Here is a 21,179-nt window from a genome sequence, read left to right as displayed (position 1 = left end):
ATGTCTGAGATTCTCGTCCTGGTCGACCACGCCGACGGCCAGATCCGCAAGCCCGCCCTCGAACTGCTCACCCTCGCCCGCCGCCTGGGCACCCCCGCCGCCGTGGTCCTGGGCGCCGGCGACAGCGCCCCGGCCATCGCCGCGAAGGCCGCCGAGTACGGCGCCGCCACCGTCCACACCGCCGACGCCGACGAGTTCACCACCCAGCTCGTCGTCCCCAAGGTCGACGCCCTCACCCAGATCGCCAAGGCCCTGAACCCGGCCGCGATCCTCATCACCTCCAGCGGCGAGGGCAAGGAGATCGCCGCCCGCACCGCCCTGCGCCTGGGCTCCGGCATCATCACCGACGCCGTCGACCTCGAACCCGGCGACAACGGCCCCGTCGCGACGCAGTCCGTGTTCGCCGCGTCCTACCAGGTCAAGTCCACCGTCACCCACGGCGCCCCGGTCATCACCGTCAAGCCCAACGCCGTCGCCCCCGAGCCCGCCCCGGCCGCCGGCACCCTGGAGAGCGTGACCGTCGCCCTCACCGGCAACGCCGCCACCGTCACCGCCCGCACCCCCCGCGTCTCCTCCGGCCGCCCCGAACTCACCGAGGCCGCCATCGTCGTCTCCGGCGGCCGCGGCGTCGGCGCCGCCGACGGCTTCACCGTCGTCGAGGACCTCGCCGACGCCCTCGGCGCCGCCGTCGGCGCCTCCCGCGCCGCCGTCGACGCCGGCTGGTACCCCCACACCAACCAGGTCGGCCAGACCGGCAAGCAGGTCTCCCCCCAGCTCTACATCGCCGCCGGCATCTCCGGCGCCATCCAGCACCGCGCCGGCATGCAGACCTCCAAGACCATCGTCGCCGTCAACAAGGACCCCGAAGCCCCCATCTTCGACCTCGTCGACTACGGCGTCGTCGGCGACCTCTTCACCGTCCTCCCGCAGGTCACCGCGCAGGCCAAGGGCTGACACCCGCAGCAACGCCGGAAGGGCCCGGTCGGCAGTCGCCGACCGGGCCCTTCCGCATTCCCGGTGGGCGCTCAGCCCAGGCCGGCCTCGATGTCCCGGACCACCCGCCACATCGGGGTGGACTTCCGGGTGATCACGATCACCACGTCCTCGTCCTCCTCGGCCGCGCCGCCGCCAGCGGGACGCTCCCCCGACCAGGCGTCCGTGACGTACGCGAGGGCGTGGTCCATCTCGGTGGCGGCGTCGCCCTGGCCGTCGGCGCGCAGCCAGGAGCGCAGCGCGTGGTTGTGGGCGGCGACGACGGCGGCGGCGATCACGTCGGCCCGCAGCGTGCCGTCCCGGCGGGCGGAGAAGCGGGCCCGCAGGTAGTCGGCGAGGGTGCGCTCGTAGCGCCAGACCACCGACAGCTCGTAGGTGCGCAGGCCCGGGACCTGCTTGGTGAGGCGGTAGCGCTGGACCGAGAAGGTGGGGTTCTCGGCGTACATCCGCAGCACCAGCCGGGCGGCGTCGCAGACCCGGAGCACCGGGTCGTCGCCGTCCTCGCTGGCCTGCAGGAAGGCCGTCATGTCGGCGAGGCACTTCTCGTGGTCGGGGAAGACCACGTCCTCCTTGGAGGGGAAGTACCGGAAGAAGGACCGCCGGCCGACGCCCGCCAGCGAGACGATGTCGTCGATCGTGGTCTGCTCGTAGCCGCGCTCCAGGAAGAGCCGGAACGCCGCAGCGATCAGCGAGTCCCGCATGGCGGGCTTGGCCGCCCCGTTCGCGGCCTTCTGGTCGGCGTGCTGCGCCTGCGACTCGGTCATGCTGCCGAACTTAGCAGGGAAGCCGCCGGAACGGCACTCGGTGCGCCGCGAGCGGGGCACCGAGTGCACATCCGGGAGGAGGTCAGCCGGTCTGGATCGCGGTGTCGTCGATCACGAAGCTGGTCTGCAGCGAGGAGTCCTCCACGCCGTTGAACTTCACCGTGACGCTCTGCCCGGCGTAGGCCGACAGGTCCACCGTCTTCTGGGCGTAGCCGGTGTTCTTGTTGAGGTTGGAGTACGAGGCCACCGTGGTGCCGTTGGCCGTGACGGTCAGCTTGTCGTACGCGGTGGAGGTGGTGGTCTCCGCGGTGTCGACGTGCAGCCAGAAGCTGAGCGTCGCCTTGCAGCCGGCCGGGATCGAGACGGTCTGGCTGGCCGAGTCGGTGTGGGCGGAGCCGTAGCCGTTCATCCAGGCCTTCCAGGAGCCGCTGTGGGCGGCCTGCGAGGCGCTGTTGTCGACCACGCCGCTGGTGGTGGTCCACGGGGCGGCGGAGCCGGTCTCGAAGCCGGCGTTGCCGAGCAGCTGCGCCGGGGTGCAGGTGCCCTGCGAGGTGGTGACGGTCCAGCCGAAGGTGGCGGAGGCGGTCCGGTTGCCGGCGTCCTTCACGGTGACGGTGACGTTCGAGCTGCCGGCGGTGGTGACGGTGCCGCTGATCAGGCCGGTGGAGGCGTTGATCGACAGGCCGGCCGGCAGGCCGGTGGCCGAGTAGGTCAGCGGGGCGGTGCCGCCGCTCGCCTGGATCTGCAGGTTCACCGCGCCGTTGACCGCGGTGGACTGGTTGCCCGGGCTGGTGACCGTGGGGGCGGTACCGGCGGGCTTGGTGAGCAGGCAGCCGCTGACGTTGAGGTCGATCGCCCGCCCGGCGCCGAGGCAGGTGGTGAACCAGTAGGTCTCCTGGCCGTAGCTCTGGCCCTTGGTGGCGGTGGTGGTGCCGTCCGCCGCGACCTCGCACGGGTTGTTGAGGGTGCACATGGCGCCGTCGTCGTTGCCGGTGTTGTTGATGCCGACCACGCGCTTGGTGGCGGCGTCGACGATCGGCGAGCCCGAGGTGCCGTGGGTGGTGTTGCAGCCGGAGCTGTAGCGGAGCGAGTCGCGCCAGGTCCACTGGTCCTCGCGCAGGGTCGGCACGAAGCCGTTCACCGAGCAGTTCCAGACCTGCTTCCAGTACCCGGACGGGATGAACATCGAGGAGCCGTCGACCGGGTGGGCGTCGTTGATGGTCAGCGCGGTGGCGCCGAATTTGCTGCTGATCGAGGCGAAGGTGTCGGTCAGCTGGTAGAGCGCCACGTCGGTGCCGGTCATGGTCGCGTACAGCACCTTGTCCGCGTTGACGGTGCCGAGCGAGCTGCCGGCGCCGTTCAGCAGCGTGCCGCTGCGGCTGGCGGTCTGGTTCTGGATCACCTGTCCGGCACTGGGCATGGTCGGCAGGCAGTGGCCGTTGGTCAGCATCATCGCCCGGTCGGTGTCCACCGAGGACGGGTAACGCACCAGCGAGGCCGAGCAGTTGCTCAGCGCGATGGTGGAGGTCAGGTCGTTCGCCTGGACGGCCTGCGCGGGTGCGGCGGCGGTCAGCGTGCCCGCGACGGCCGCGACGGTGCCCACCGTCGCAGCAAGTGCCTTGAACATGGCTCTCCTTGTGGGGGACGCCGGGTGCGCGACGGTTTCGGGCACCCGACCGCACGAAGCTGCCATGGTCACTTCAATACGGTCAAGAGGGCGGACGCGGCAATGCCTGAGCAGGTGTCAGAAATTGCGCGTGGCATGGCCTTCTCAAGCACGGGTGCTTGCTGTCACGCTGCGAGGTGGCTCACCGGGTACCCCCACATCCCTCTGAGAGGATCCGATGACACACAGCCTCGGGCACCTCGCCCGCCGCTGCTCGACGGCGCTCACCACCGCGCTGATCCTGACCGCCGCCGGCGCCGGCCTCACCGCCGCCCCCGCCACCGCCGCGGACTGCACCCCCGCCCAGGTCATCGCCAACGGCGGCTTCGAGAGCGGCACTTCGCCCTGGACGGCATCCAGCGGCGTGGTCGACAACAGCACCTCGCAGGCCGCCCACAGCGGCTCCTGGAAGGCCTGGCTGGACGGCTACGGCTCCAGCCACACCGACACCCTCGCCCAGAGCGTCACGCTGCCGGCCGGCTGCACCACCGCCTCGCTCTCCTTCTGGCTGCACGTCGACACCGCGGAGACCACCACCTCCACCGCGTACGACAAGCTGACCGCCAAGATCGGCACCACCACCCTGGCGACGTACTCCAACCTGGACAAGGCCGCCGGCTACCTGAAGAAGACCTTCGACGTCTCCGGCTACGCCGGACAGACCGTCACCCTCTCCTTCACCGGCGTCGAGGACTCCGGCCAGCAGACCAGCTTCGTCCTCGACGACCTCGCCCTCGACGTCTCCGGCGGCGGCACCACGCCCCCGCCCACCACCGACGCGATCCGCACCCCCGCCGCCCCCGCGTACACCGTCAGCCTCGCCAGCGACGCCTCCGGCGCCAACTGGAGCGGCCACGAGAGCGTCGCCTTCACCAACGCCTCCACCGCGCCGCTCACCGAGGTGTACCTGCGGCTGTGGGACAACTACCACGGCGCCTGCCCGACCACCCCGATCACGGTCAGCAACGTCACCGGCGGCACCGCGAGCCCGCTCAGCGTGAACTGCACCGCGCTCAAGGTCACCCTGCCCGCCCCGCTCGCCCAGGGCCAGAGCGGCACCGTCGGCTTCGACCTCGCCATCGCGGTGCCCAGCGGCGCCGACCGGTTCGGCCACGACGGCGCCTACAACTTCATCGGCAACGCGCTGCCGGTGCTGGCGATCCGCGACGCCGCCGGCTGGCACCTCGACCCGTACACCAACAACGGCGAGTCCTTCTACTCGCTCGCCGCCGACTACGCGGTCACCCTCGACCACCCGAGCAGCCTCCAGGTGCCCGCCACCGGCACCTCCGTCGACACCCCCGGCAGCTCCGGACGCACCGTCACCAAGGCCACCGCGAGCAAGGTCCGCGACTTCGCCTGGGCCGCCGGGCCGTTCACCAGGATCTCCGGCAGCTCCACCGCCGGCGTCAAGCTGAACGTCTACTCCGTCAGCGGGATCAGCTCCACCGACGCCCAGTCGATGCTCACCACCGCCAAGACCGCGATGGACGCGCACTCCGCCCGGTTCGGCGCCTTCCCCTACCAGGAGGTCGACACCGTCCTCGACAACAACTTCTGGTTCGGCGGCATGGAGTACCCCGGCTTCGTCCTCGACCTGGTCTCCACCACCGCGCTCACCCACGAACTCGCCCACCAGTGGTGGTACGGCATCGTCGGCGACGACGAGTACGCCGCCCCCTGGCTCGACGAGTCCTTCACCGACTACGCCACCGACCTCGCCCTCGGCAAGACCGGCACCAACTGCTGGAACTCCACCAGCTGGGCCTCCAGCGCCGAGAAGCTCACCAACTCCATGGCGTACTGGGACGCCCACTCCAGCCGGTACTCCACCGTCGTCTACGGCTACGGCAAGTGCGCCCTGCACGACCTGCGCCGCCTGATCGGCGACACCGCCATGGCCGACCTGCTGCGCACCTACGCCCAGTCCCACTGGTACGGCGTCTCCACCACGGCCGAGTTCAAGGCCGCCGCCCAGGCAGCCACCAGCACCGACCTCACCACCTTCTGGACCCAGCACCGCATCGAGGGCTGAGCCTCCTCACACCCGCGCCGCGACGGCGAAGCCGTCCGTACCGGCGGCCGGTCGCCCGTGCTCCCAGACGGAGTCGAACTCCCTCCGGAAGTGCTGGAACCACTCGCCGTCGCGGCGCGGGAGCACGGTGAAGACGGCGTCGCCGCTGGCCGAACCGTGCGAGTAGATGTCCACGTGGATCCGGCCCTCGGGCCCCTCCGGGTCGAGCAGGACCAGCCCGAACGCCGGGACGAAGTCGAGGAAGCGCACCTCCACCCGGCCCCGCGCACCCGGCGCCTCGGCGAGCTCGCGCAGCAGGTCGACCGAGGCCAGCAGCCGGTTGCGGTACATCCCGGCCCGGTCGGGGATGGTGCTGCGCCGGGCCGCCTCCTCGGGCGCCGAACCGGCCGGGTCGATCAGCGCCACCTTCACCACGGCGCCGGCCGCCACCCGGCGCTGGAGCTCGTCGACCAGGTCGCGCAGGGTGCGGGAGAGCGTCACCCCCACGATCCGGATGTCCTGGGCCTCCCGCACCTGCTCCGGGAGCCGCACCCGGCCCCGGCCGAGGAAGTCGTCGACCGCCGCCTCGCCCCTGCCGCGGGCCCGCACCTCGGCGATCAGCTCCGCCACCTGCCGGCGGCTGCCGAGCGTGCCGCCGGCGAGCAGCGCGAGGGTCGCCAGCGTGGCCGCGGCCAGCACCTCGCCGCCGACCGTGCCGAGCACCCCGAGGACGGCCAGCACCAGGGACAGCAGGGCCGTCGTGTAGATCTCCAGGTTCTGCCCTGCCGACAGATCCGCCCGCAGTCGCCGAAGAAAACGCATGGACCCCATCGTTGATCCACCGCTGACGGCGTGTCAACGACGGTAGACGACCTCGGGGAGGCCGTCCGGATCGCCCGCCCGCCAGGTGGTCAGCTGCCCGTCGAACGGTCCAACCTTGGTCACCGCGCGCCCGCCCCGGAACACCAGTTGCAGCCCGTGCTCGACCTCCCACGAGCACTCGCACTCCACCGAGACGTACACCTGCCCGTCGTCGTCCCGCTCCACCGTCGCGTACCCGCCCGGCCGTACGTGCGCCAGGACGTCCTGCGGCCCGGCGATCTCGACCAGGTCCCCGTGACCGGCGAGTTCCGCCCTGGTGTCCAGGTAGTAGGCGAAGATCGGCGGCGCCGCGGCGCGCAGCACCGCGGCGTCCAGCGCGAGGAACGCGGCCGCGGCGGCGTGGAAGTCCTCCGGGGCGTCGTCCCCGTCGTAGCCGACGGCCACCAGCGCGAGGGGCGGGCCGCCGAGCACCGGTACGGGCACCGGCTCGCTGCGGTAGCCCTCGAAGTCGGGGTCGACGGTCACGGGGCCGAGGCCGGGGATCTCCATCGGCCCACCGTACGCGCGGGAGGGCACCCGCCCACCGGCGGGTGCCCTCCGGTCCGGGCTCCCCCGGTCAGGCGCGGGCGGCGGCCTTGCGGCGGGCGCCGACGATCCACGCCGCGACCAGCACCACCGCGGCGGCGACCAGCGAGAGGACCATCTGCTCGCGGCCGTCCGCGGTGGTGAACATGTAGCCCAGCACGAAGACGACCAGGCCGATGGTGACCCAGGTCAGGTACGGGTACAGCCACATCCGCACGGTCAGCTTCTCGGGCGCCTCGCGCTCCAGGATCCGACGCATCCTCAGCTGCGAGACGCAGATCACCAGCCAGACGAAGAGCGCCACCGCGCCGGAGGAGTTCAGCAGGAAGCTGAACACGGTCTTCGGCGAGGTGTAGTTGAAGAACACCGCGACGAAGCCGAAGACCACCGAGGCGAGGATCGCGGTGCGCGGCACCCCGCGCCGGGTGACCTTGGCGAAGGCCCTGGGCGCGTCGCCGCGGGTGCCGAGCGAGAAGGCCATCCGGGAGGCGGTGTACATCCCGGAGTTCAGGCAGGAGAGCACGGCGGTGAGCACGATGAAGTCCATCAGCGGCGCGGCGCCGGGCAGGCCGACGTGCTTCAGCACGGCGACGTACGGGCTGGACGAGACGTCGGCGGAGTCCCAGGGCAGCAGGGTGACCACGATCAGGATGGATCCCAGGTAGAAGACGCCGATCCGCCAGATCACGCTGTTGGTGGCCTTGCTGACCGCGCGGGCCGGGTCGGCGGACTCGCCGGCCGCCAGGGTGACGATCTCGCTGCCCATGAAGGCGAAGACCACGGTGAGCATGCCGGTGAAGACCGCGCCGACGCCGTGCGGCAGGAAGCCGCCGTGGTGCAGCAGGTTGTCGGTGCCGACCGCGTGCGTCCCGGGCAGCACGCCGAACACGGCGAGCGCGCCGACCACCAGGAAGGCCGCGATCGCGACCACCTTGATGCCGGCGAACCAGAACTCGAACTCGCCGTAGGAGGCGACCGAGAACAGGTTGGTGGCGGTCAGCACGGCCATCACGACCAGCGCGAAGGCCCACTGCGGCACGCCGGGCACCCAGCCGTGCAGGATCTTCGCGCCGGCGGTCGCCTCGACGGCGAGCACCACGACCCAGAAGAACCAGTACAGCCAGCCGATGGTGAAGCCCGCCCAGCGGCCGAGCGCCCGGTCGGCGTAGGCCGAGAACGAGCCGGACTGCGGGTCGGCGGCGGCCATCTCGCCGAGCATCCGCATCACCAGGACCACCAGCGCGCCGGCCAGGGTGTAGGAGAGCAGGATGCCCGGGCCGGTGGCGGCGATGCCCGCGCCGGAGCCGACGAACAGGCCGGCGCCGATCACGCCGCCGATCGCGATCATGGACAGGTGCCGGTTCTTCAGGCCGGCCTTGAGGTGGTCGGGGCCGGGCGACCCGGCCGGGGTCTCCGGCGGGGCCTGGGGGCTCTGGGTGGTCATCGGGTTCTGCTGCCTCTCTGCGCGACGAGGGTGGTGGCGCGCAATGCGAGGGAAGCTAATCTCCCGTCCTTCGATTCGTAACCCCTACCCGAAAGTCTCCCCGGAAACTTGAGGTACATCTGAGAAAACAACGGCGGGGCGGGCCGTCCGGCCCGCCCCGCCGCCCGTCACCCCGTGTCAGGAGGTGGTGACGGCGACGTCGTCGATCAGGAAGCTGGTCTGCAGGGAGGAGTCCTCGGTGCCCAGGAACTTGACGGTGACGGTCTTGCCCTTGAAGGCCGACAGGTCGAGCGTGCGCTGGACGTAGCCGGTGGTGGCGTTGGCGTTGGAGTAGGTCGCCAGGGTGGTCGTGGTGGTGCCGTCGACGACCTGGACCTTGAGGGTGTCGTACGCCGTGGTGCCGGTCTCCGCGGTGGAGATGCGGTTCCAGAAGGTGAGCTTCGGCGCGGTGGCGGTGGCGGGGACGGTCACCGACTGGGACAGCGTGTCGGTGTGGGCGGAGCCGTAGCCGTCCAGCCAGGCGTAGTAGGTGCCGCCGTGGGGGGCCGCGTTGGCGCTGTTGGTGACGACGCCCGAGCTGGAGGTCCACGAGGTGGCACCGGACTCGAAGCCGGGGTTGGCCAGCAGGTTGCCGCCCGGGGTCGGGGTGGGCGTCGGGGTCGGGGTCGGGGTGGCGCCGCCGCAGGTGGTGGCGGTCGGGGCGACGCTGACCGCGCCCCAGGCCTTCTCCACCGCGCTGCACTGGGTGGAGCCCGCGCCGTACAGGTCCTTGGCCGCCTTGATGGTCGCGGTCCGGGCACCCGGGTAGTCGGTGTTGGAGGTCATGTAGGTCGACAGGGCGCGGTACCAGATCTTGGTGGCCGCGTCGTTGCCGAGGCCGGCGACGGAGGAGCCGTCACAGGTCGGGCTGTTGCCCCACTGCGACTGGCCGGAGCCGACCGCGAGCAGGTAGAAGAAGTGGTTGCCGACGCCCGAGGAGTAGTGCGGGTTGAGGTTCTTGACCGTGCTGGACCAGCACTTGGCCGACTTGCCGTCCTTGCTCGGGTCGTCCATCCACCGCAGCGGGGTGCCGTTGCCGTTGATGTTGATCTTCTCGCCGATGAGGTAGTCCGGGGCGTCCGCCGCGATGTTCGCGTTGAACTCCACCATGGTGCCCATGATGTCCGAGCTGGCCTCGTTCAGGCCGCCCGCGTCGCCGGTGTACACCAGGCCGGCGGTGGCGGCGGTGACGCCGTGGGTCATCTCGTGGCCCGCCACGTCGACCTCGGTGAACGGGTTGGCGCCGGTGTCGCCGTCGCCGTAGATCATCGAGAAGCTGTCGTCGTCCCAGCCGGCGTTGCCGTAGTTGGTGCCGTAGTGGACGAAGGAGCGGGCGCCGACACCGTCGCCCCGGATGCCGTTGCGGCCCAGCACGTTCTTGTAGAAGTCCCAGGTGGCCTGGATGCCGTAGTGGGCGTCGACGGCGACGGTGGCGCGGTCGCTCAGCGCGCCGCTGCCCCACGCGTTGTCGGTGTCGGTGAAGGCCGAGCCCCAGCCGGCCGGCGGCGAGTCGTTGGTGGCGGTGAGGTTCTTCGCGTCGCGGGTCTCGCCGTTGCCGCGGTTGGCGTCGGTGAGGGTGTAGCTGGTGCCCGAGCCGCTGGTGGACAGGTTCACCTGGCCGACCATGTAGCCCTTGCCGGTGCCGGAGGCGGCGACCGAGGTGAGGGTGTTGGCGGTGGTGCCGCCGGTGCCGCCCTTGGCCTTCACGCCCTCGGGCAGGAACGCCGAGTAGGTGTCCCAGGTGGAGCCGATCGCGCCGGTCCGGGCGTCCACCAGGACGTGCAGGTGGCTGGGGGCCTGGTCCGGGCCGGTGCCGTCGACGACGACCTCCCAGACCAGCTTGGCGGTGTCGCCGAGCGCGTCCACCTTGAGGGTGGCCGCGGCCTTGCTCTGCCTGCCGGTGAAGAGCCGGGTCGCCGCGGCGACCGCCTGCCGATCGGTGATCGAGGGGGTCACCGAGAGGCTGAGCGGGGTCTGCAGGCTGAGCGTGGCGGTGTCCAGCGAGCCGCCGGGGGCGGAGTGGACGATGACGTCACCGCCGAGGACCGCCAGGCCCTGGTAGGTGCGGTCGAAGTGGACGTGCCGGGTACCGTCGACGTCGACCTGGACGCCCTTGGCGTGGAACGCGTCGTGCGCGCCGGCCCGGACCGCCTGGGGGTGGGCGGAGACCTGGGCGGTGGCGTCCTGCAGCGCCTGGGCCTCGGAGACCTTGGGCTGCGCGGCCGGGGCGGCCGGGGCCGCGTGCGCGGTGATGCCCGCGCCGGCTATCACGAGGGTGCTGACCGCGAGGGTCAGCGAGCCCGTCAGAAAGGGTCGCTTCATGGGGCGGCAGCCTGCCGGGCCCGTGCCGCGGCGGTCTATGCATGACAACTCTGTTTAATCAACAGGTCAGACGTCTTTACACTGGCAAGGCCCCGGCGGTGGACGAAGTACCGTTCGCACGACGCGATTTCGGCGATCATCTGACGGCCCGTACGTTACTCACCAGTAAGGCATGGTGTGACGCGGCTCACACCGCTGGAACGGCCTTTCGGGGTTTGAACGCCGTTCCAGCGGCACCGGCGGGGCGTCAGAAGTCGCGCAGCCGGCCGAAGGGCACGATCGCCACCCAACCGCCCTTCTGCACCTGGTAGATCGACGCGACCTGGTTCCGGGTGTCACCGAACTCGTCGAACGAGACGTCGCCGGTGACGCCGAAGAAGGAGACCTCCTGCATCGCCTCCACCACGGCCTTGCGCAGGTCGGCGCCGGTCAGGTCCTGCCCGCCCTTGCCCTGCCGGGCCTTGCCGACCGCCTCGATCAGCGCCCAGGTGGAGTCGTAGGCGTACGGGCCGAACGGGCCGGGCTCCTCCTTGTGGCCGGCGGCGCGGTAGGCGTCGAGATAGCCGTACGCCGAGGCCAGCCCCTCCACCGAGACGCCCGGCTGGCTGGAGAGGTCGCCGGTGGCGGCCGCGCCGGCCGCCTTCAGGTACCCGTCGGTGTGCAGCCCGTCGCCGCCGGCCACCGGCGCCTTCACCCCGGCCGCCTTGAGCGCGACGGCCAGCGGGCCGCCCTCCGGGTGCTCACCGCCGTAGTAGACGACGTCGACCTTGGCGGCCGCGATCTGCTGGGCGATCCTGGTGAAGTCCGTGGTGCCCTGCTCGATCGTGGCCCGGTAGGCGACCTTGCCGCCGACGTCCTCGAAGGCCGCCACGAACTCGGCCGCCAGGTTGGCCCCGTACGCCTTGCTGTCGTTCACCACCGCCGCCTTCCCCGCCTTCAGCTGGCTGTGCGCGTAGCGGGCGAGCAGCGGGCCCTGGACGGCGTCGGTGGTGACGGTGCGGAAGTACGTCGGGTACTGGCGCTTCTTCCCGTTGGCCCGGTAGTCGGCGCCCCAGGTCAGCGCGGGCGCGGTGTTGGACGGGGAGACCTCGGCGAGCCCGGCCTTGGCCAGCACCGGCGCCATCTGGAGCGCGCCGGAGGAGGTCAGCGGGCCGACCACGCCCATCACGTCCGGGTTCGCGGCGAACGCCTCGCCGTTGGCCTTGGCGATCTGCTCGTCGGCCTGGTCGTCCTTGACGTCGAGGACGAACTTCACGCCCGGTACGGTGTTCTTGGCGTTGGCCTTGGCGACCGCCAGTTCGGCCGAGTACCGGATGCCGAGCCCCAGATCGGCGAGCTTGCCGGTCAGCGGACCGTCCACGCCGATGGTGACCGTGAGGGTCGATCCGGATCCGATGCCGACCGAGGAGCAGCCGGACAGCATCAGTGCGACAACCACGCCCGGTACGGACGCTCTGAGCAGGGTGGAACGGGTCACCGGTGCATCCCTTGCGACGACGGAACTTGCGGGGGACGCCGGACCGCGCGCAGCCTCGACCGCATCGCGGGAGGGCACCGCGGCAGGGCAGCGCGCAGGAAGGTGCGGTCAACCGCTCCGCCCGGGTGGAACCGGCACAGCACGAAGGCGGTTGGCACCTCGATGGACCGTCCGGCGAGGGACGGCGGACCGGGTCCGCGGGCGTGCCGCACCCCCGGTCCGGACCGCCGACCGGCGTCCATTGGGGCGTGACCCTACGGCTCGGCCGTCAGGCGCGTCAACGGTCCTGACGGCTGTACCCGAACGAACGGTCGATCTGCCCGGCCGGGCGGAAGTCCCCTTCCGCAGTAGGCTCTTGATCATGGGGGAACCGATGCACACCGCCGGCGCGGTCCGCGCCGTCCAGTCCGTCCTGGACCGCCTCGGGAAGGACGGCCAGGCCGAGGTGCGGAACTGGTCCGTGGTCTGGATCGGGGTCGACCTGCTGCAGGCCGCCGGCCCGGTCGCCACCGGCCTGGCCATGACCTTCCTGGTCGAGCTCCCGGCGTCGCTCGCGCCGGCGGCCCTGGCCCGGCGCGGCCTGGACTGGTGAACGCACGGTGAGCGGACGCTCACCACCGGCGATATCGTCGCCCGTGTGAGCACACGCCCCGCAGACACCCTGGTGATCTTCGGCATCACCGGCGACCTGGCCCGCAAGATGACCTTCCGGGCGCTCTACCGACTGGAGGCGGCCGGGCTCCTCGACTGCCCGATCGTCGGGGTGGCCCTCGACGACTGGTCCCACGCGCACCTGGTCTCCGCCCTGCGCGACGCCCTGCGGACCGCCGGCGAGACGGTGGAGGACGCGCCGTTCCGGCGGCTGGCCGACCGGATCTCCTACCTCCGGGGCGACTTCCTCGACCCCGCCACCTACCGGGCGCTGGGCGGGCGGCTGGCGGGCGCCGAGCGGCCGCTGTTCTACCTGGAGATCCCGCCGTCGCTGTTCGCCCCGGTCGTGGAGGCGCTGGCCGCGGCGGGGCTCACCGAGCACGCCACGGTGATGCTCGAGAAGCCGTTCGGCCACGACCTGGCGTCCGCCCGGGAGCTCAACGCGCGCCTGCACCGGGTGCTGGCGGAGGACCGGATCCTGCGGATCGACCACTTCCTCGGCAAGCAGCCCGTGCTGGACATCCAGTTCCTGCGGTTCGCCAACGCCCTGCTGGAGCCCGTCTGGAACCGCGACCACGTGGCGGCCGTGCAGATCACCATGGCCGAGGACTTCGGCGTCGAGGACCGGGGCTCGTTCTACGACCCGGTGGGCGCGCTGCGCGACGTGGTGCAGAACCACCTCCTGCAGGTGCTCGCCCTGATCGCGATGGAGGCGCCGGTCGGTCCCGGGTCCGACGCGCTGTGGGACCGCAGGGTCGACGTCTTCCGGGCGATGGCCGACGTCGACCCGGCCCGCTGCGTCCGCGGCCAGTACGAGGGCTACCTGGACGTCCCCGGGGTCCGGCCCGGATCGACCACCGAGACCTACGTCGAACTCGAGCTGGAGGTGGACAACTGGCGGTGGAGCGGCGTGCCGTTCGCCGTCCGGGCCGGCAAGGCGCTGGCCGCCCGGGCCACCGAGGTGCGCGTGGTCTTCAAGCGTCCGCCCCGGCTGGCCTTCCTCGACCAGCCCGAGCACCCGGCGCCCAACGAGCTGGTGCTGCGGATCGACCCCGACCCGGGCCTGCGGCTCGGCATGCTCTCCAAGAAGGCCTCCGGGCACTCGGCCATGCCCGTGCACCTGGGCCTGTCCTTCGCCACGGAGCTCGGCAAGCCCCCCGAGCCCTACGAGCGGCTCCTCAACGACGCGCTGACCGGCGACCGTTCGCTGTTCACCCGGCAGGACGTGGTGGAGGAGACCTGGCGCGTCATCCAGCCGCTGGTCGACCACCCGCCCGCGCCCGTGCCGTACGGGCGCGGGACCTGGGGGCCCCCGGCCGGCCCCGGCCGCACCCCCTGGCAGCCGCCCTGGCTGGGCCCCCCTCAGCCGCCGGTGGCGGGGTCGTCGTAGCCGGAGGTGCCCTCGTCCAGCAGCGGCCCGTCGGCCGCCGCGCGCTTCATGTGCGCCGGGGCCATCCAGCGCAGCGCGTGGTAGCCGATCAGGGTGATCAGGGTGCCCAGCGCGATGCCGCTGAGCTCGAAGTCGTCGCTGAACTCCAGCGTCACGTTGCCGATGCCGACGATGACGCCGGCCGCGACCGGCACCAGGTGCAGCGGATTGGTCAGGTCCACCCGGTTGTGGATCCAGATCTGCGCGCCCAGCAGGCCGATCATGCCGTACAGCACCACCGTGATCCCGCCCAGCACCCCGCCCGGGATCGCCGCCACCACCGCGCCGAACTTCGGGCACAGGCCGAACAGGATCGCGAAGCCCGCGGCGCACCAGTACGCGGCCGTCGAGTACACCCGGGTCGCCGCCATCACGCCGATGTTCTCCGCGTACGTGGTCGTCGCCGGACCGCCCACCGAGGTGGCCAGCACCGTCGCCGCGCCGTCCGCCATGATCGCCGTGCCCATCCGGTCGTCCAGCGGATCACCCGTCATCTCGGCCACCGCCTTCACGTGGCCCGCGTTCTCCGCGATCAGCGCCACCACCACCGGCAGCGCCACCAGCACCGCCGACAGCTCGAAACTCGGCGCGTGCAGGGTCGGCAGGCCGATCCAGTCCGCCTTCCCCACCCCCGACAGGTCCAGCCGCCAGTGGTCGGTGACCTCTCCCCCACCCGTCGCCGAGTGGATCCGCCCGAAGACGCGGTCGAACAGCCACGAGACCACGTACCCGAAGACCAGCCCCAGGAAGATCGCGATCCGCGACCAGAAGCCCCGCAGCACCACCAGCGCGAGGCCGGTGAAACACATCGTCAGCAGCGCCGTCCACTGGTCCTGCGGCCAGTACGTGCCCGCCGCGACGGGAGCGAGGTTGAAGCCGATCAGCATCACCACCGCGCCGGTCACCACCGGCGGCAGCACCGCGTGGATCACCCTGGCACCGAAGCCCTGCACCACGGCGCCGCACGCCGCCAGCACCACGCCGACCACCAGCAGCGCACCCGTCAGCGTCGCCGAATCACCGCCCTGGGCCTTGATCACCGCCGCCACCCCGACGAACGACAGGCTCGACCCCAGGTACGACGGGATCCGACCCCCCGTCACCAACAGGAAGAAGACGGTGGCGACGCCGGACAGCATCACCGCGAGGTTCGGGTCCAGCCCCATCAGCACCGGTGCCACGAACGTCGCGCCGAACATCGCCACCACGTGCTGCGCCCCGAGCCCGACCGTCCGCCCCCAGGTCAGCCGCTCGCCGGGCCTGACGGCCTGCCCCGGCAGGGGTGACTTCCCGTCACCGTGGACTGTCCACCCGAACGCCGTCTTCATCGCTCTCCCTCACCAGCCGGATGCCCGTCGACCACGGTCAGAATAGGTCGCGGCGGGTCCGGGGACGGTCAGCGCAGGACCAGCAGGTCCATCCAGCTGACGGCGGGCCCGTCGGAGTCCTCCGCGGCGGCGCGGAGGGCGGACAGGCCGCGCTCCCAGGCCTCGTCGGTGAGGGCGCGGAGCTTGGAGTCCGCCTCGCGGCGGAGCGAGTCGGCGTACGCGGCGAGGGTCGGCGCGGACTGCTGGGGCAGCTCGCGCAGCGCGGTGCGGCGGAAGCCGGCGGCGGCGAAGGCCCCGGTGACCTCCTCGACGCTCGGGTAGCCGTCGACCATGGCGGCGGTCTCCGGGAAGAAGCGGACCCGCAGGTCGCGGCGGCCCCGGCCGGCGAAGGTGTTGCGGATCAGCACAGGGGCGCCCGGCCGCAGCACGCGGCGCAGTTCGCGGGCGGCGGCCTCCAGGTCGGGCAGGTGGTGGACGACCGAGCCGAGCCAGGCGAGGTCCGCGCTCGCGTCCGGCACCGGCAGCGCGTCCGCCCGGCCGTCCAGCGGGACGACGCCGGCGGAGGCCGGGATCAGCGCGCGCATCGCGGGGGACGGCTCGACGGCCAGCACCCGGACGCCGAACCAGTCGTGGAAGGCGGTCGCGAATCCGCCCGTCCCGGCGCCGACGTCGAGCAGGGTCAGGCCGGGGGCGGGCGCGGCCTCCTCGGCGACCGCCTGCCGCCAGGCCTCCAGCGCCTCGCGCGGGATCTCGCGGGCGGCGCGGTAGGCGGCCGCGGACGCGGCGTCGTACGTGGTCTCTGCCATGGTCGGTCTCCGGTCCACGGGGTGGGAGGGGTGCGGGGGCGGCGGGTGTCAGGCGACGGCGGCGAGCAGCGGATCCAGGTCGGGGACGTCCGCGGCCGCGTCGCCGAGGACCGCGTAGAAGAGCCAGCCGCGCGGCGGCACGAGGGTGGAGGCGGCGAGCGGCAGCACGCCGGGGCGGCCGGCGCGGGCCAGCAGCCCGGCGTCGTCCAGCGCGGTGACCAGCCGCTCGTAGCAGCCGGGCCGGGTGACCGGCAGGACGCGCAACCGGAGCGGGGCGCCCAGCAGTTGGGCGATCATGCCGGGCGAGAGCCGGGCGTTGACCTCCAGGACGGGGATCAGCCCGCCGTCGGCCGTCGTCATCGAGTCGACCGACATCGGCCCGCGGTAGCCCTCCGCGGCGGCCGCGGCCGCGACGGCCTCCACGGTGTCGCGGTAGCCGTCACGCTCCAGCCGGTCGACCAGCGCGTCCCCGGGCGGGGCCGAACCCCGGTAGGAGTGGCCGTCGTTGAGGATCTGCCGGATGCCGTGCCAGACCGTCGCGCCGTCCGGGGCGACCGTGAGGTGCGCGGCGAAGTCCGCCGCGCGCTCGTAGCGCGGCTGCACGATCAGTTCGATCCGCTCCGCGGCCCGCCCGAGGTGGCGTCCGATCATGTCCAGCCGGGCCGGCGAGTCGACGGTGATGTTGCCCAGCCCGGAGACGCCGTACGGGTCCTTGACCACGCAGGGGCCGAACTCCTCGACGGCCTCGCACAGTTCGTCCACCGAGGTGACGACCCGTCCGGAGCCGGGCAGGCCCAGCGCGGTCGACCACACCTTGGAGTTGACCCGGCGGACGGCCTCCGGGTCGGGCAGCTCCCCGGCCAGCCCGAGCCGGGCCGCGGCCTCCCGGGTGCCGGGCAGCACGGCGTACGGCCGCGCCGCCGCCCCGGCGAGGCCGGGCATCCCGTGCTCGGCGAGTCTCGCCTCGACCGGCAGCCCGGGGTCACCGGGGACGGCGAGGTGCCGGGCGGGGAAGCCTGCGGCGGCCATCGCCTCGGTGAACGCCGCCGGGGGCTGCCGGGCGGTCAGCAGGACGTCCTCCGGCCGGCACAGCACGGCCTGGAGTTCGTCCATGGCCCGGGTGAGGACCTCGGCGTGCGGGTCGCGCAGGGCGGGCAGCCGGGCCAGGCCGGGCGGCCGCCAGCGCTGCTCGGCGTCGCAGCTGCCGAAGCGGACGGCGGCGGGCCGGGCGGCGTCCGCCGTCACGAGGCCCCCTGGGCGGCCGGGGCGAGGAAGCGCTCCTGGATGCGGTCCAGGGTGCGGAAGTCGTCCACGGTCACCTCGGTCAGGTCGATCGGCTGCCCTGAGACGTTCTCCAGCAGGTAGATGAACTCCAGGAAGTCCAGGGAGTCGATCAGCCGGCCCTCGATGAGGTCCTCGGCCGGGTCGACCGCCCGGTCCAGGCCGGGGTTCTTGGACGCGATCCACTCGGAGATCTGCTGCATGGCGGTGCTCACTGCTCCTTCGCTGGTACTGGATGCGGATCGGTACGGGGGCCGTTCGCCAGTCCGGCGGCCACGGCGATGGCCCAGTCCCCTTCGTGCGTGATGCTGACGGTCCACCGGTCGACCCCGGCCTCGCGCAGTTCGCGCAGCGCCGTGCCCCGGGGGTGGATGCCGGGGGCGCCGCCCGGGCCGCGCAGCACCTCGATGTCCCGGGTGAGGACGAGGGCGCGGGCCGGGGCGAGCAGCTTGACGAAGGACTCCTTCGCGGCGAGCCGCCCGGCCAGGGTGGCCATCGGGCGGCCGCGCACGGCGGCCAGCTGCTCGCGTTCGCGCGCGGTGAAGTGGTCCGCGAGCCAGCGCTCGCCGTGCTCCCGGGCGAGCGCCTCGACCCGCGGGATGTGCACCAGGTCGACGCCGACCCGCAGCCCGGCCGGTTCGGTGCCGGGGCCGATCAGCCGGTCCAGTGCGGCCCGCAGCGGATGTCCGTTCATCGTTCGGCGGGGACGGGCCCGGCAGGAACGGGCGCGCCGGGAACGGGCGCGACAGGAACGGGCGCGCCGGCCGGGCCGCCGCCGAGGGCCGCCGCGAACTCGGCGCGGAGCCGTCCGACGACGGCGGCGGCCGGCTCCACGGCGGTGACGGCTCCGCAGCCCAGCCCGGCGTACCGGGCCATCTCGCCGACCAGTCCCTCGGCCTCCGCGGTCGGCGCGGCGGCCGATCCGCGCGGCACCGGGCGGCGCGTCCCCATCACCGTGGTCCAGGCGATCAGGGCGGCGGGGAGCGGCTCGGCGGACTCGGTGACCGGGCTGCGCAGCACCCGGTGCGGGCGGCCCGGCCAGCCGATGGAGAAGCGTTCGGTCACCACGGTGTCCGCGGCCCGGGCCGCGGTCAGGGCCGCCTTGTAGTCGGGGTGGGCCGCGGACTCGGCGGCGGCGACGAAGAGCGTCCCGCACAGCGCGCCCGAGGCGCCGCGCCGGACCGCCTCCGCCAGGTCGCGCCCGGTGGCGACGGCCCCGGCGGCGAACACCGGGACGCCGACCCCGGCCGCGTCGGCCAGCAACTCCTCCAGCGGCTGCCCGCCCAGGTGGTGGCCGCCCGCCTGGACGCCCTGCACGACGACGGCGTGGGCGCCGAGTCCGGCCGCGGCCCGGGCGTCGGCGGTGCTGCCGGTCTGGACGATCAGCCGGTGCCCGGCGGCGAGCACCGCGGCGGCGGTCCGCTCGGGCGGCAGGCCGTAGCTGTTGACGGCGATCCGGCGGTCGGCGCGGTCCAGTACGGCGGCGATCTGGGCGTCCAGCAGCCGGTCGGCCACCTCGGGGATGACGTTCACCGAGAAGGTGCGGTCGGTGCGGGCGGCGGTGTCGTCCACCAGGGCGGCGGCCAGCGCGGCGTCGCTCTTGTAGAGCGCGACGGTGCCCAGCGCCCCGGCCCCGCTCACCGCGGCGGCCAGTGCGGGCCCGGCCACCCCGCCCATCCCGGCCTGGATCAGCGGGAAGGGGACGCCGAGGGCGGCGGCGCCGCGCTCGGCGGCCGCTCGGAGGTCAGCCGGTGCGGTCATCGCCGCCGACCGCGCCGTCGCGCACCGCGCGGACCCGCTCCAGGGCCGCCTCCGGGCTGCCGTGCGACAGGACCATGGCGTGCACCCAGCGCTCGACCCCGAAGGCGGTGCAACTGCTGTGCGCCGTCTGTCCGTCGGCGGTGATGTCGAGCCGCTCGCCGAAGAAGTTGCGGTGCCGGTTGACCGAGGCGATGGCCGTGCCGTCCTCGGCGGTGAACTCGTACTTGACCGGGTCGAGGGCCATCAGCTTGGCGCGGGAGCCGCTCTTGTCGTAGAAGGGGTCGTTCGCGGGCCGGTAGGAGAGCGGGACGCCCAGCCGGTCGGCCAGCTCCTCGACGAAGACCTTGGAGTCGGCGAGGTGGGCCCTGGCCCCGTCCGCGGAGCCCAGGTAGAGCACCTCGCGCATGTGGAAGCCCCAGAGCCGGCGCAGGCCGTCGTAGTGGTCCTCGTTGCGGAAGCACCGGCCGACCGCGGTCACCCGCAGCTCGGTGCCGATGTCCTGCGCGGCCAGCGAGAGCAGCAGGCCGTAGCAGGTGGCGGAGGGCAGCAGGTAGCCGGTGGGGCGGACCGGTCGGTCCTCCACCGCCCCGCCGGCGGCGAGGGCGTCGAGCGCCTCGTCCTGGAAGCGGGCGGCGGCCACGCCGAGGTGCGGGAAGTTGCGGAAGTAGTCGAGCCTGGCCAGCCCTTCGGCGGGCAGCAGCGGGGGTCCGACGACCGGGGCGGCGGCCGTCAGCTCCGCCAGGCCGGTGAAGAGGGCGTCGAGTTCGGTGAGCAGCGTGGCGCGGACCGGGTCGAGCACCACGAGCCCGGGGCCCGGCTCGCGCAGCGCGGCGGCGAAGGCCGGCCCGGTGGCGGTTGCGGTGTGGGGAGGCATGGGAGTCCTTCGGGAGGGGCGGGGGCGCGGGGTCAGGCGGCGGGGGTGTCGAGCACCCCGATCCGGCGGTAGAAGGCTCGGGTGCGGGCGGTGATGGCGTCGTGCACCGCCGGGCGGGCGGGGTCGGCCAGCACCCGAGCGCGGAAGGCGAACGGGTCGGGGATGCCGGCGTCCCGGTACGCGTCCACGCTGTAGAGCTGCTGGATCGAGGCGTTGATGTACTTCTCGACGTAGCTGCGGGCGGCGGCGGTCTCCCGCTCGTCGCCGGCCTCCACCAGCCGCTCCCACAGGGCGCGGACGAGCTGGGCGCCGAAGGCGATGTGCCGGGACTCGTCCTGGTGGTGGACCCGGTTGATGGCGCGGATGGTCTCCGGCAGCGCGGTGTCGGCCGCCATCCGGCTGTTGAAGTGGTCCACGATCTGCTCGAAGATCAGGATGCGGCTGAAGACGGTGAAGTTGTCCAGCTGCGGGGAGGGCCTGTCGCCGGGGAAGGCCATCGCCCGGTTGGGGAACAGCTTTCCGCCGTACCGCAGGCAGAACTCGGCGAAGAACCACATGTGTTCGTTCTCCTCACCGAGGAAGTGGTGGAAGAACGGGGTGGGGATCTCGTAGCCGGGGGTGTGGATGCGCCGCACCACCTCCTGCATCAACTCGCGGATGCCGTGCACGTTGAGGCTGTAGAAGTTGATGCTCTCCCACTTGGTGAGGGCGAGGTACTGCTCGCGGGTGAGTTCCGCGGCGGCCGCGGTGCCGTGCACGGTGACGAGGTCCTCGCTCATCCACAGCGCGTCCTCGGGGATGCTCTCCGGCCACTCGAATGCCTGGTAGGGGTTGTAGTACTCGTTCTCGGCGGCGGTCGTCAGCCGGGCCACGGCGGTGGCGACTTCCTCGTCCCAGATGGGGGCGGTGGTCATCGGGTGCTC

18 protein-coding genes and 2 pseudogenes are annotated in these 21,179 nt (G+C 72.8%); 4 read left to right on the top strand and 16 right to left on the bottom strand.

All coding sequences use genetic code 11. From position 1 onward, the window contains the following. The gene (locus ABEB06_RS31940) at positions 1-954 is read left to right on the top strand and encodes an electron transfer flavoprotein subunit alpha/FixB family protein (protein WP_345700389.1); all 954 of its coding nucleotides are present in this window, start codon (positions 1-3) and stop codon (positions 952-954) included. 71 nt (positions 955-1,025) lie between these two features. Here ABEB06_RS31940 and ABEB06_RS31935 read toward each other — a convergent pair whose 3' ends face one another. The 3 genes and pseudogenes from ABEB06_RS31935 to ABEB06_RS31925 all read right to left on the bottom strand — a co-directional run. Continuing rightward, positions 1,026-1,694 carry a TetR family transcriptional regulator gene (locus tag ABEB06_RS31935; RefSeq protein WP_345702054.1) on the bottom strand — a complete coding sequence of 223 codons (669 nt, stop codon included), beginning with the start codon at positions 1,692-1,694 and terminating at the stop codon, positions 1,026-1,028. Between the two features lie 145 nt (positions 1,695-1,839). Beyond that, a pseudogene (locus tag ABEB06_RS31930) lies at positions 1,840-2,568 on the bottom strand (Ig domain-containing protein); the annotation flags it as partial. A gap of 201 nt (positions 2,569-2,769) precedes the next feature. Beyond that, positions 2,770-3,210 (bottom strand): annotated as a pseudogene (locus tag ABEB06_RS31925) (trypsin-like peptidase domain-containing protein); the annotation flags it as partial. A 391-nt stretch (positions 3,211-3,601) separates the two neighbouring features. Between ABEB06_RS31925 and ABEB06_RS31920 the strand changes: the two are divergent. Further along, positions 3,602-5,458 (top strand): M1 family aminopeptidase, encoded by a 1,857-nt coding sequence (locus tag ABEB06_RS31920; RefSeq protein ID WP_345700388.1) that lies wholly within the window; start codon positions 3,602-3,604, stop codon positions 5,456-5,458. A gap of 6 nt (positions 5,459-5,464) precedes the next feature. Here the strand turns inward: ABEB06_RS31920 and ABEB06_RS31915 are convergent, their stop codons facing one another. The 5 genes from ABEB06_RS31915 to ABEB06_RS31895 all read right to left on the bottom strand — a co-directional run bounded on the left by ABEB06_RS31915 (position 5,465) and on the right by ABEB06_RS31895 (position 12,126). After that, positions 5,465-6,259 (bottom strand): hypothetical protein, encoded by a 795-nt coding sequence (locus ABEB06_RS31915; protein WP_345700387.1) that lies wholly within the window; start codon positions 6,257-6,259, stop codon positions 5,465-5,467. Between the two features lie 33 nt (positions 6,260-6,292). Then, positions 6,293-6,808, bottom strand: a complete 516-nt coding sequence (locus ABEB06_RS31910) for a DUF6985 domain-containing protein (RefSeq protein WP_345700386.1) — start codon at positions 6,806-6,808, stop codon at positions 6,293-6,295. A 67-nt stretch (positions 6,809-6,875) separates the two neighbouring features. Continuing rightward, entirely contained in the window at positions 6,876-8,288 is a 1,413-nt protein-coding gene (locus ABEB06_RS31905) for an amino acid permease (RefSeq protein WP_345700385.1), read from the bottom strand. 177 nt (positions 8,289-8,465) lie between these two features. Then, positions 8,466-10,649, bottom strand: a complete 2,184-nt coding sequence (locus ABEB06_RS31900; RefSeq protein ID WP_345700384.1) for a M4 family metallopeptidase — start codon at positions 10,647-10,649, stop codon at positions 8,466-8,468. Positions 10,650-10,896: 247 nt separating this feature from the next. Further along, positions 10,897-12,126 carry a branched-chain amino acid ABC transporter substrate-binding protein gene (locus tag ABEB06_RS31895; protein WP_345700383.1) on the bottom strand — a complete coding sequence of 410 codons (1,230 nt, stop codon included), beginning with the start codon at positions 12,124-12,126 and terminating at the stop codon, positions 10,897-10,899. A 361-nt stretch (positions 12,127-12,487) separates the two neighbouring features. Here ABEB06_RS31895 and ABEB06_RS31890 point away from each other — a divergent pair, with 361 nt between their 5' ends. Together ABEB06_RS31890 and ABEB06_RS31885 are read left to right on the top strand one after the other, a co-directional pair. After that, a complete protein-coding gene (locus ABEB06_RS31890; RefSeq protein ID WP_345700382.1) occupies positions 12,488-12,718 on the top strand; it encodes a hypothetical protein in 231 nt (76 codons plus the stop codon). 45 nt (positions 12,719-12,763) lie between these two features. After that, positions 12,764-14,167, top strand: a complete 1,404-nt coding sequence (locus ABEB06_RS31885; protein WP_345700381.1) for a glucose-6-phosphate dehydrogenase — start codon at positions 12,764-12,766, stop codon at positions 14,165-14,167. Here ABEB06_RS31885 and ABEB06_RS31880 read toward each other — a convergent pair. The 8 genes from ABEB06_RS31880 to ABEB06_RS31845 form a co-directional block, all read right to left on the bottom strand. Beyond that, positions 14,140-15,534 carry a uracil-xanthine permease family protein gene (locus tag ABEB06_RS31880; protein ID WP_345700380.1) on the bottom strand — a complete coding sequence of 465 codons (1,395 nt, stop codon included), beginning with the start codon at positions 15,532-15,534 and terminating at the stop codon, positions 14,140-14,142. The two genes, ABEB06_RS31885 and ABEB06_RS31880, sit on opposite strands and share 28 nt — an antisense overlap. Positions 15,535-15,602: 68 nt before the next feature. Then, positions 15,603-16,340 carry a class I SAM-dependent methyltransferase gene (locus ABEB06_RS31875; protein ID WP_345700379.1) on the bottom strand — a complete coding sequence of 246 codons (738 nt, stop codon included), beginning with the start codon at positions 16,338-16,340 and terminating at the stop codon, positions 15,603-15,605. Between the two features lie 48 nt (positions 16,341-16,388). Next, positions 16,389-17,585 carry an ATP-grasp domain-containing protein gene (locus ABEB06_RS31870; RefSeq protein ID WP_345700378.1) on the bottom strand — a complete coding sequence of 399 codons (1,197 nt, stop codon included), beginning with the start codon at positions 17,583-17,585 and terminating at the stop codon, positions 16,389-16,391. After that, positions 17,582-17,824, bottom strand: a complete 243-nt coding sequence (locus tag ABEB06_RS31865; RefSeq protein ID WP_345702053.1) for an acyl carrier protein — start codon at positions 17,822-17,824, stop codon at positions 17,582-17,584. The genes ABEB06_RS31870 and ABEB06_RS31865 overlap by 4 nt, the downstream gene beginning before the upstream one ends. 8 nt (positions 17,825-17,832) lie before the next feature. Next, positions 17,833-18,315, bottom strand: a complete 483-nt coding sequence (locus tag ABEB06_RS31860; protein WP_345700377.1) for a holo-ACP synthase — start codon at positions 18,313-18,315, stop codon at positions 17,833-17,835. Then, positions 18,312-19,382 (bottom strand): NAD(P)H-dependent flavin oxidoreductase, encoded by a 1,071-nt coding sequence (locus tag ABEB06_RS31855; RefSeq protein WP_345700376.1) that lies wholly within the window; start codon positions 19,380-19,382, stop codon positions 18,312-18,314. Before ABEB06_RS31855 ends, ABEB06_RS31860 begins: the two co-directional genes overlap by 4 nt. Continuing rightward, positions 19,366-20,256 (bottom strand): aminoacyl--tRNA ligase-related protein, encoded by an 891-nt coding sequence (locus tag ABEB06_RS31850; protein WP_345700375.1) that lies wholly within the window; start codon positions 20,254-20,256, stop codon positions 19,366-19,368. Before ABEB06_RS31850 ends, ABEB06_RS31855 begins: the two co-directional genes overlap by 17 nt. A 32-nt stretch (positions 20,257-20,288) precedes the next feature. Continuing rightward, positions 20,289-21,170 (bottom strand): diiron oxygenase, encoded by an 882-nt coding sequence (locus ABEB06_RS31845; RefSeq protein ID WP_345700374.1) that lies wholly within the window; start codon positions 21,168-21,170, stop codon positions 20,289-20,291. Positions 21,171-21,179: the final 9 nt, after the last annotated feature.

The organism is Kitasatospora terrestris (assembly GCF_039542905.1).
Taxonomy (GTDB): Bacteria; Actinomycetota; Actinomycetes; order Streptomycetales; family Streptomycetaceae; genus Kitasatospora; species Kitasatospora terrestris.
The sequence above is the reverse complement of the archived record's forward strand: the minus strand, read 5'-3'. Positions and strand labels throughout refer to the sequence as shown.

Coding starts and splice junctions, on each gene's coding strand:
- ABEB06_RS31940 (WP_345700389.1), top strand. CDS start 1: ATGTCTGAGATTCTCGTCCTGGTCGACCACGCCGACGGCCAGATCCGC.
- ABEB06_RS31935 (WP_345702054.1), bottom strand. CDS start 1,694: ATGCGGGACTCGCTGATCGCTGCGGCGTTCCGGCTCTTCCTGGAGCGC.
- ABEB06_RS31920 (WP_345700388.1), top strand. CDS start 3,602: ATGACACACAGCCTCGGGCACCTCGCCCGCCGCTGCTCGACGGCGCTC.
- ABEB06_RS31915 (WP_345700387.1), bottom strand. CDS start 6,259: ATGCGTTTTCTTCGGCGACTGCGGGCGGATCTGTCGGCAGGGCAGAAC.
- ABEB06_RS31910 (WP_345700386.1), bottom strand. CDS start 6,808: ATGGAGATCCCCGGCCTCGGCCCCGTGACCGTCGACCCCGACTTCGAG.
- ABEB06_RS31905 (WP_345700385.1), bottom strand. CDS start 8,288: ATGACCACCCAGAGCCCCCAGGCCCCGCCGGAGACCCCGGCCGGGTCG.
- ABEB06_RS31900 (WP_345700384.1), bottom strand. CDS start 10,649: ATGAAGCGACCCTTTCTGACGGGCTCGCTGACCCTCGCGGTCAGCACC.
- ABEB06_RS31890 (WP_345700382.1), top strand. CDS start 12,488: ATGGGGGAACCGATGCACACCGCCGGCGCGGTCCGCGCCGTCCAGTCC.
- ABEB06_RS31880 (WP_345700380.1), bottom strand. CDS start 15,534: ATGAAGACGGCGTTCGGGTGGACAGTCCACGGTGACGGGAAGTCACCC.
- ABEB06_RS31875 (WP_345700379.1), bottom strand. CDS start 16,340: ATGGCAGAGACCACGTACGACGCCGCGTCCGCGGCCGCCTACCGCGCC.
- ABEB06_RS31865 (WP_345702053.1), bottom strand. CDS start 17,824: ATGCAGCAGATCTCCGAGTGGATCGCGTCCAAGAACCCCGGCCTGGAC.
- ABEB06_RS31860 (WP_345700377.1), bottom strand. CDS start 18,315: ATGAACGGACATCCGCTGCGGGCCGCACTGGACCGGCTGATCGGCCCC.
- ABEB06_RS31855 (WP_345700376.1), bottom strand. CDS start 19,382: ATGACCGCACCGGCTGACCTCCGAGCGGCCGCCGAGCGCGGCGCCGCC.
- ABEB06_RS31850 (WP_345700375.1), bottom strand. CDS start 20,256: ATGCCTCCCCACACCGCAACCGCCACCGGGCCGGCCTTCGCCGCCGCG.
- ABEB06_RS31845 (WP_345700374.1), bottom strand. CDS start 21,170: ATGACCACCGCCCCCATCTGGGACGAGGAAGTCGCCACCGCCGTGGCC.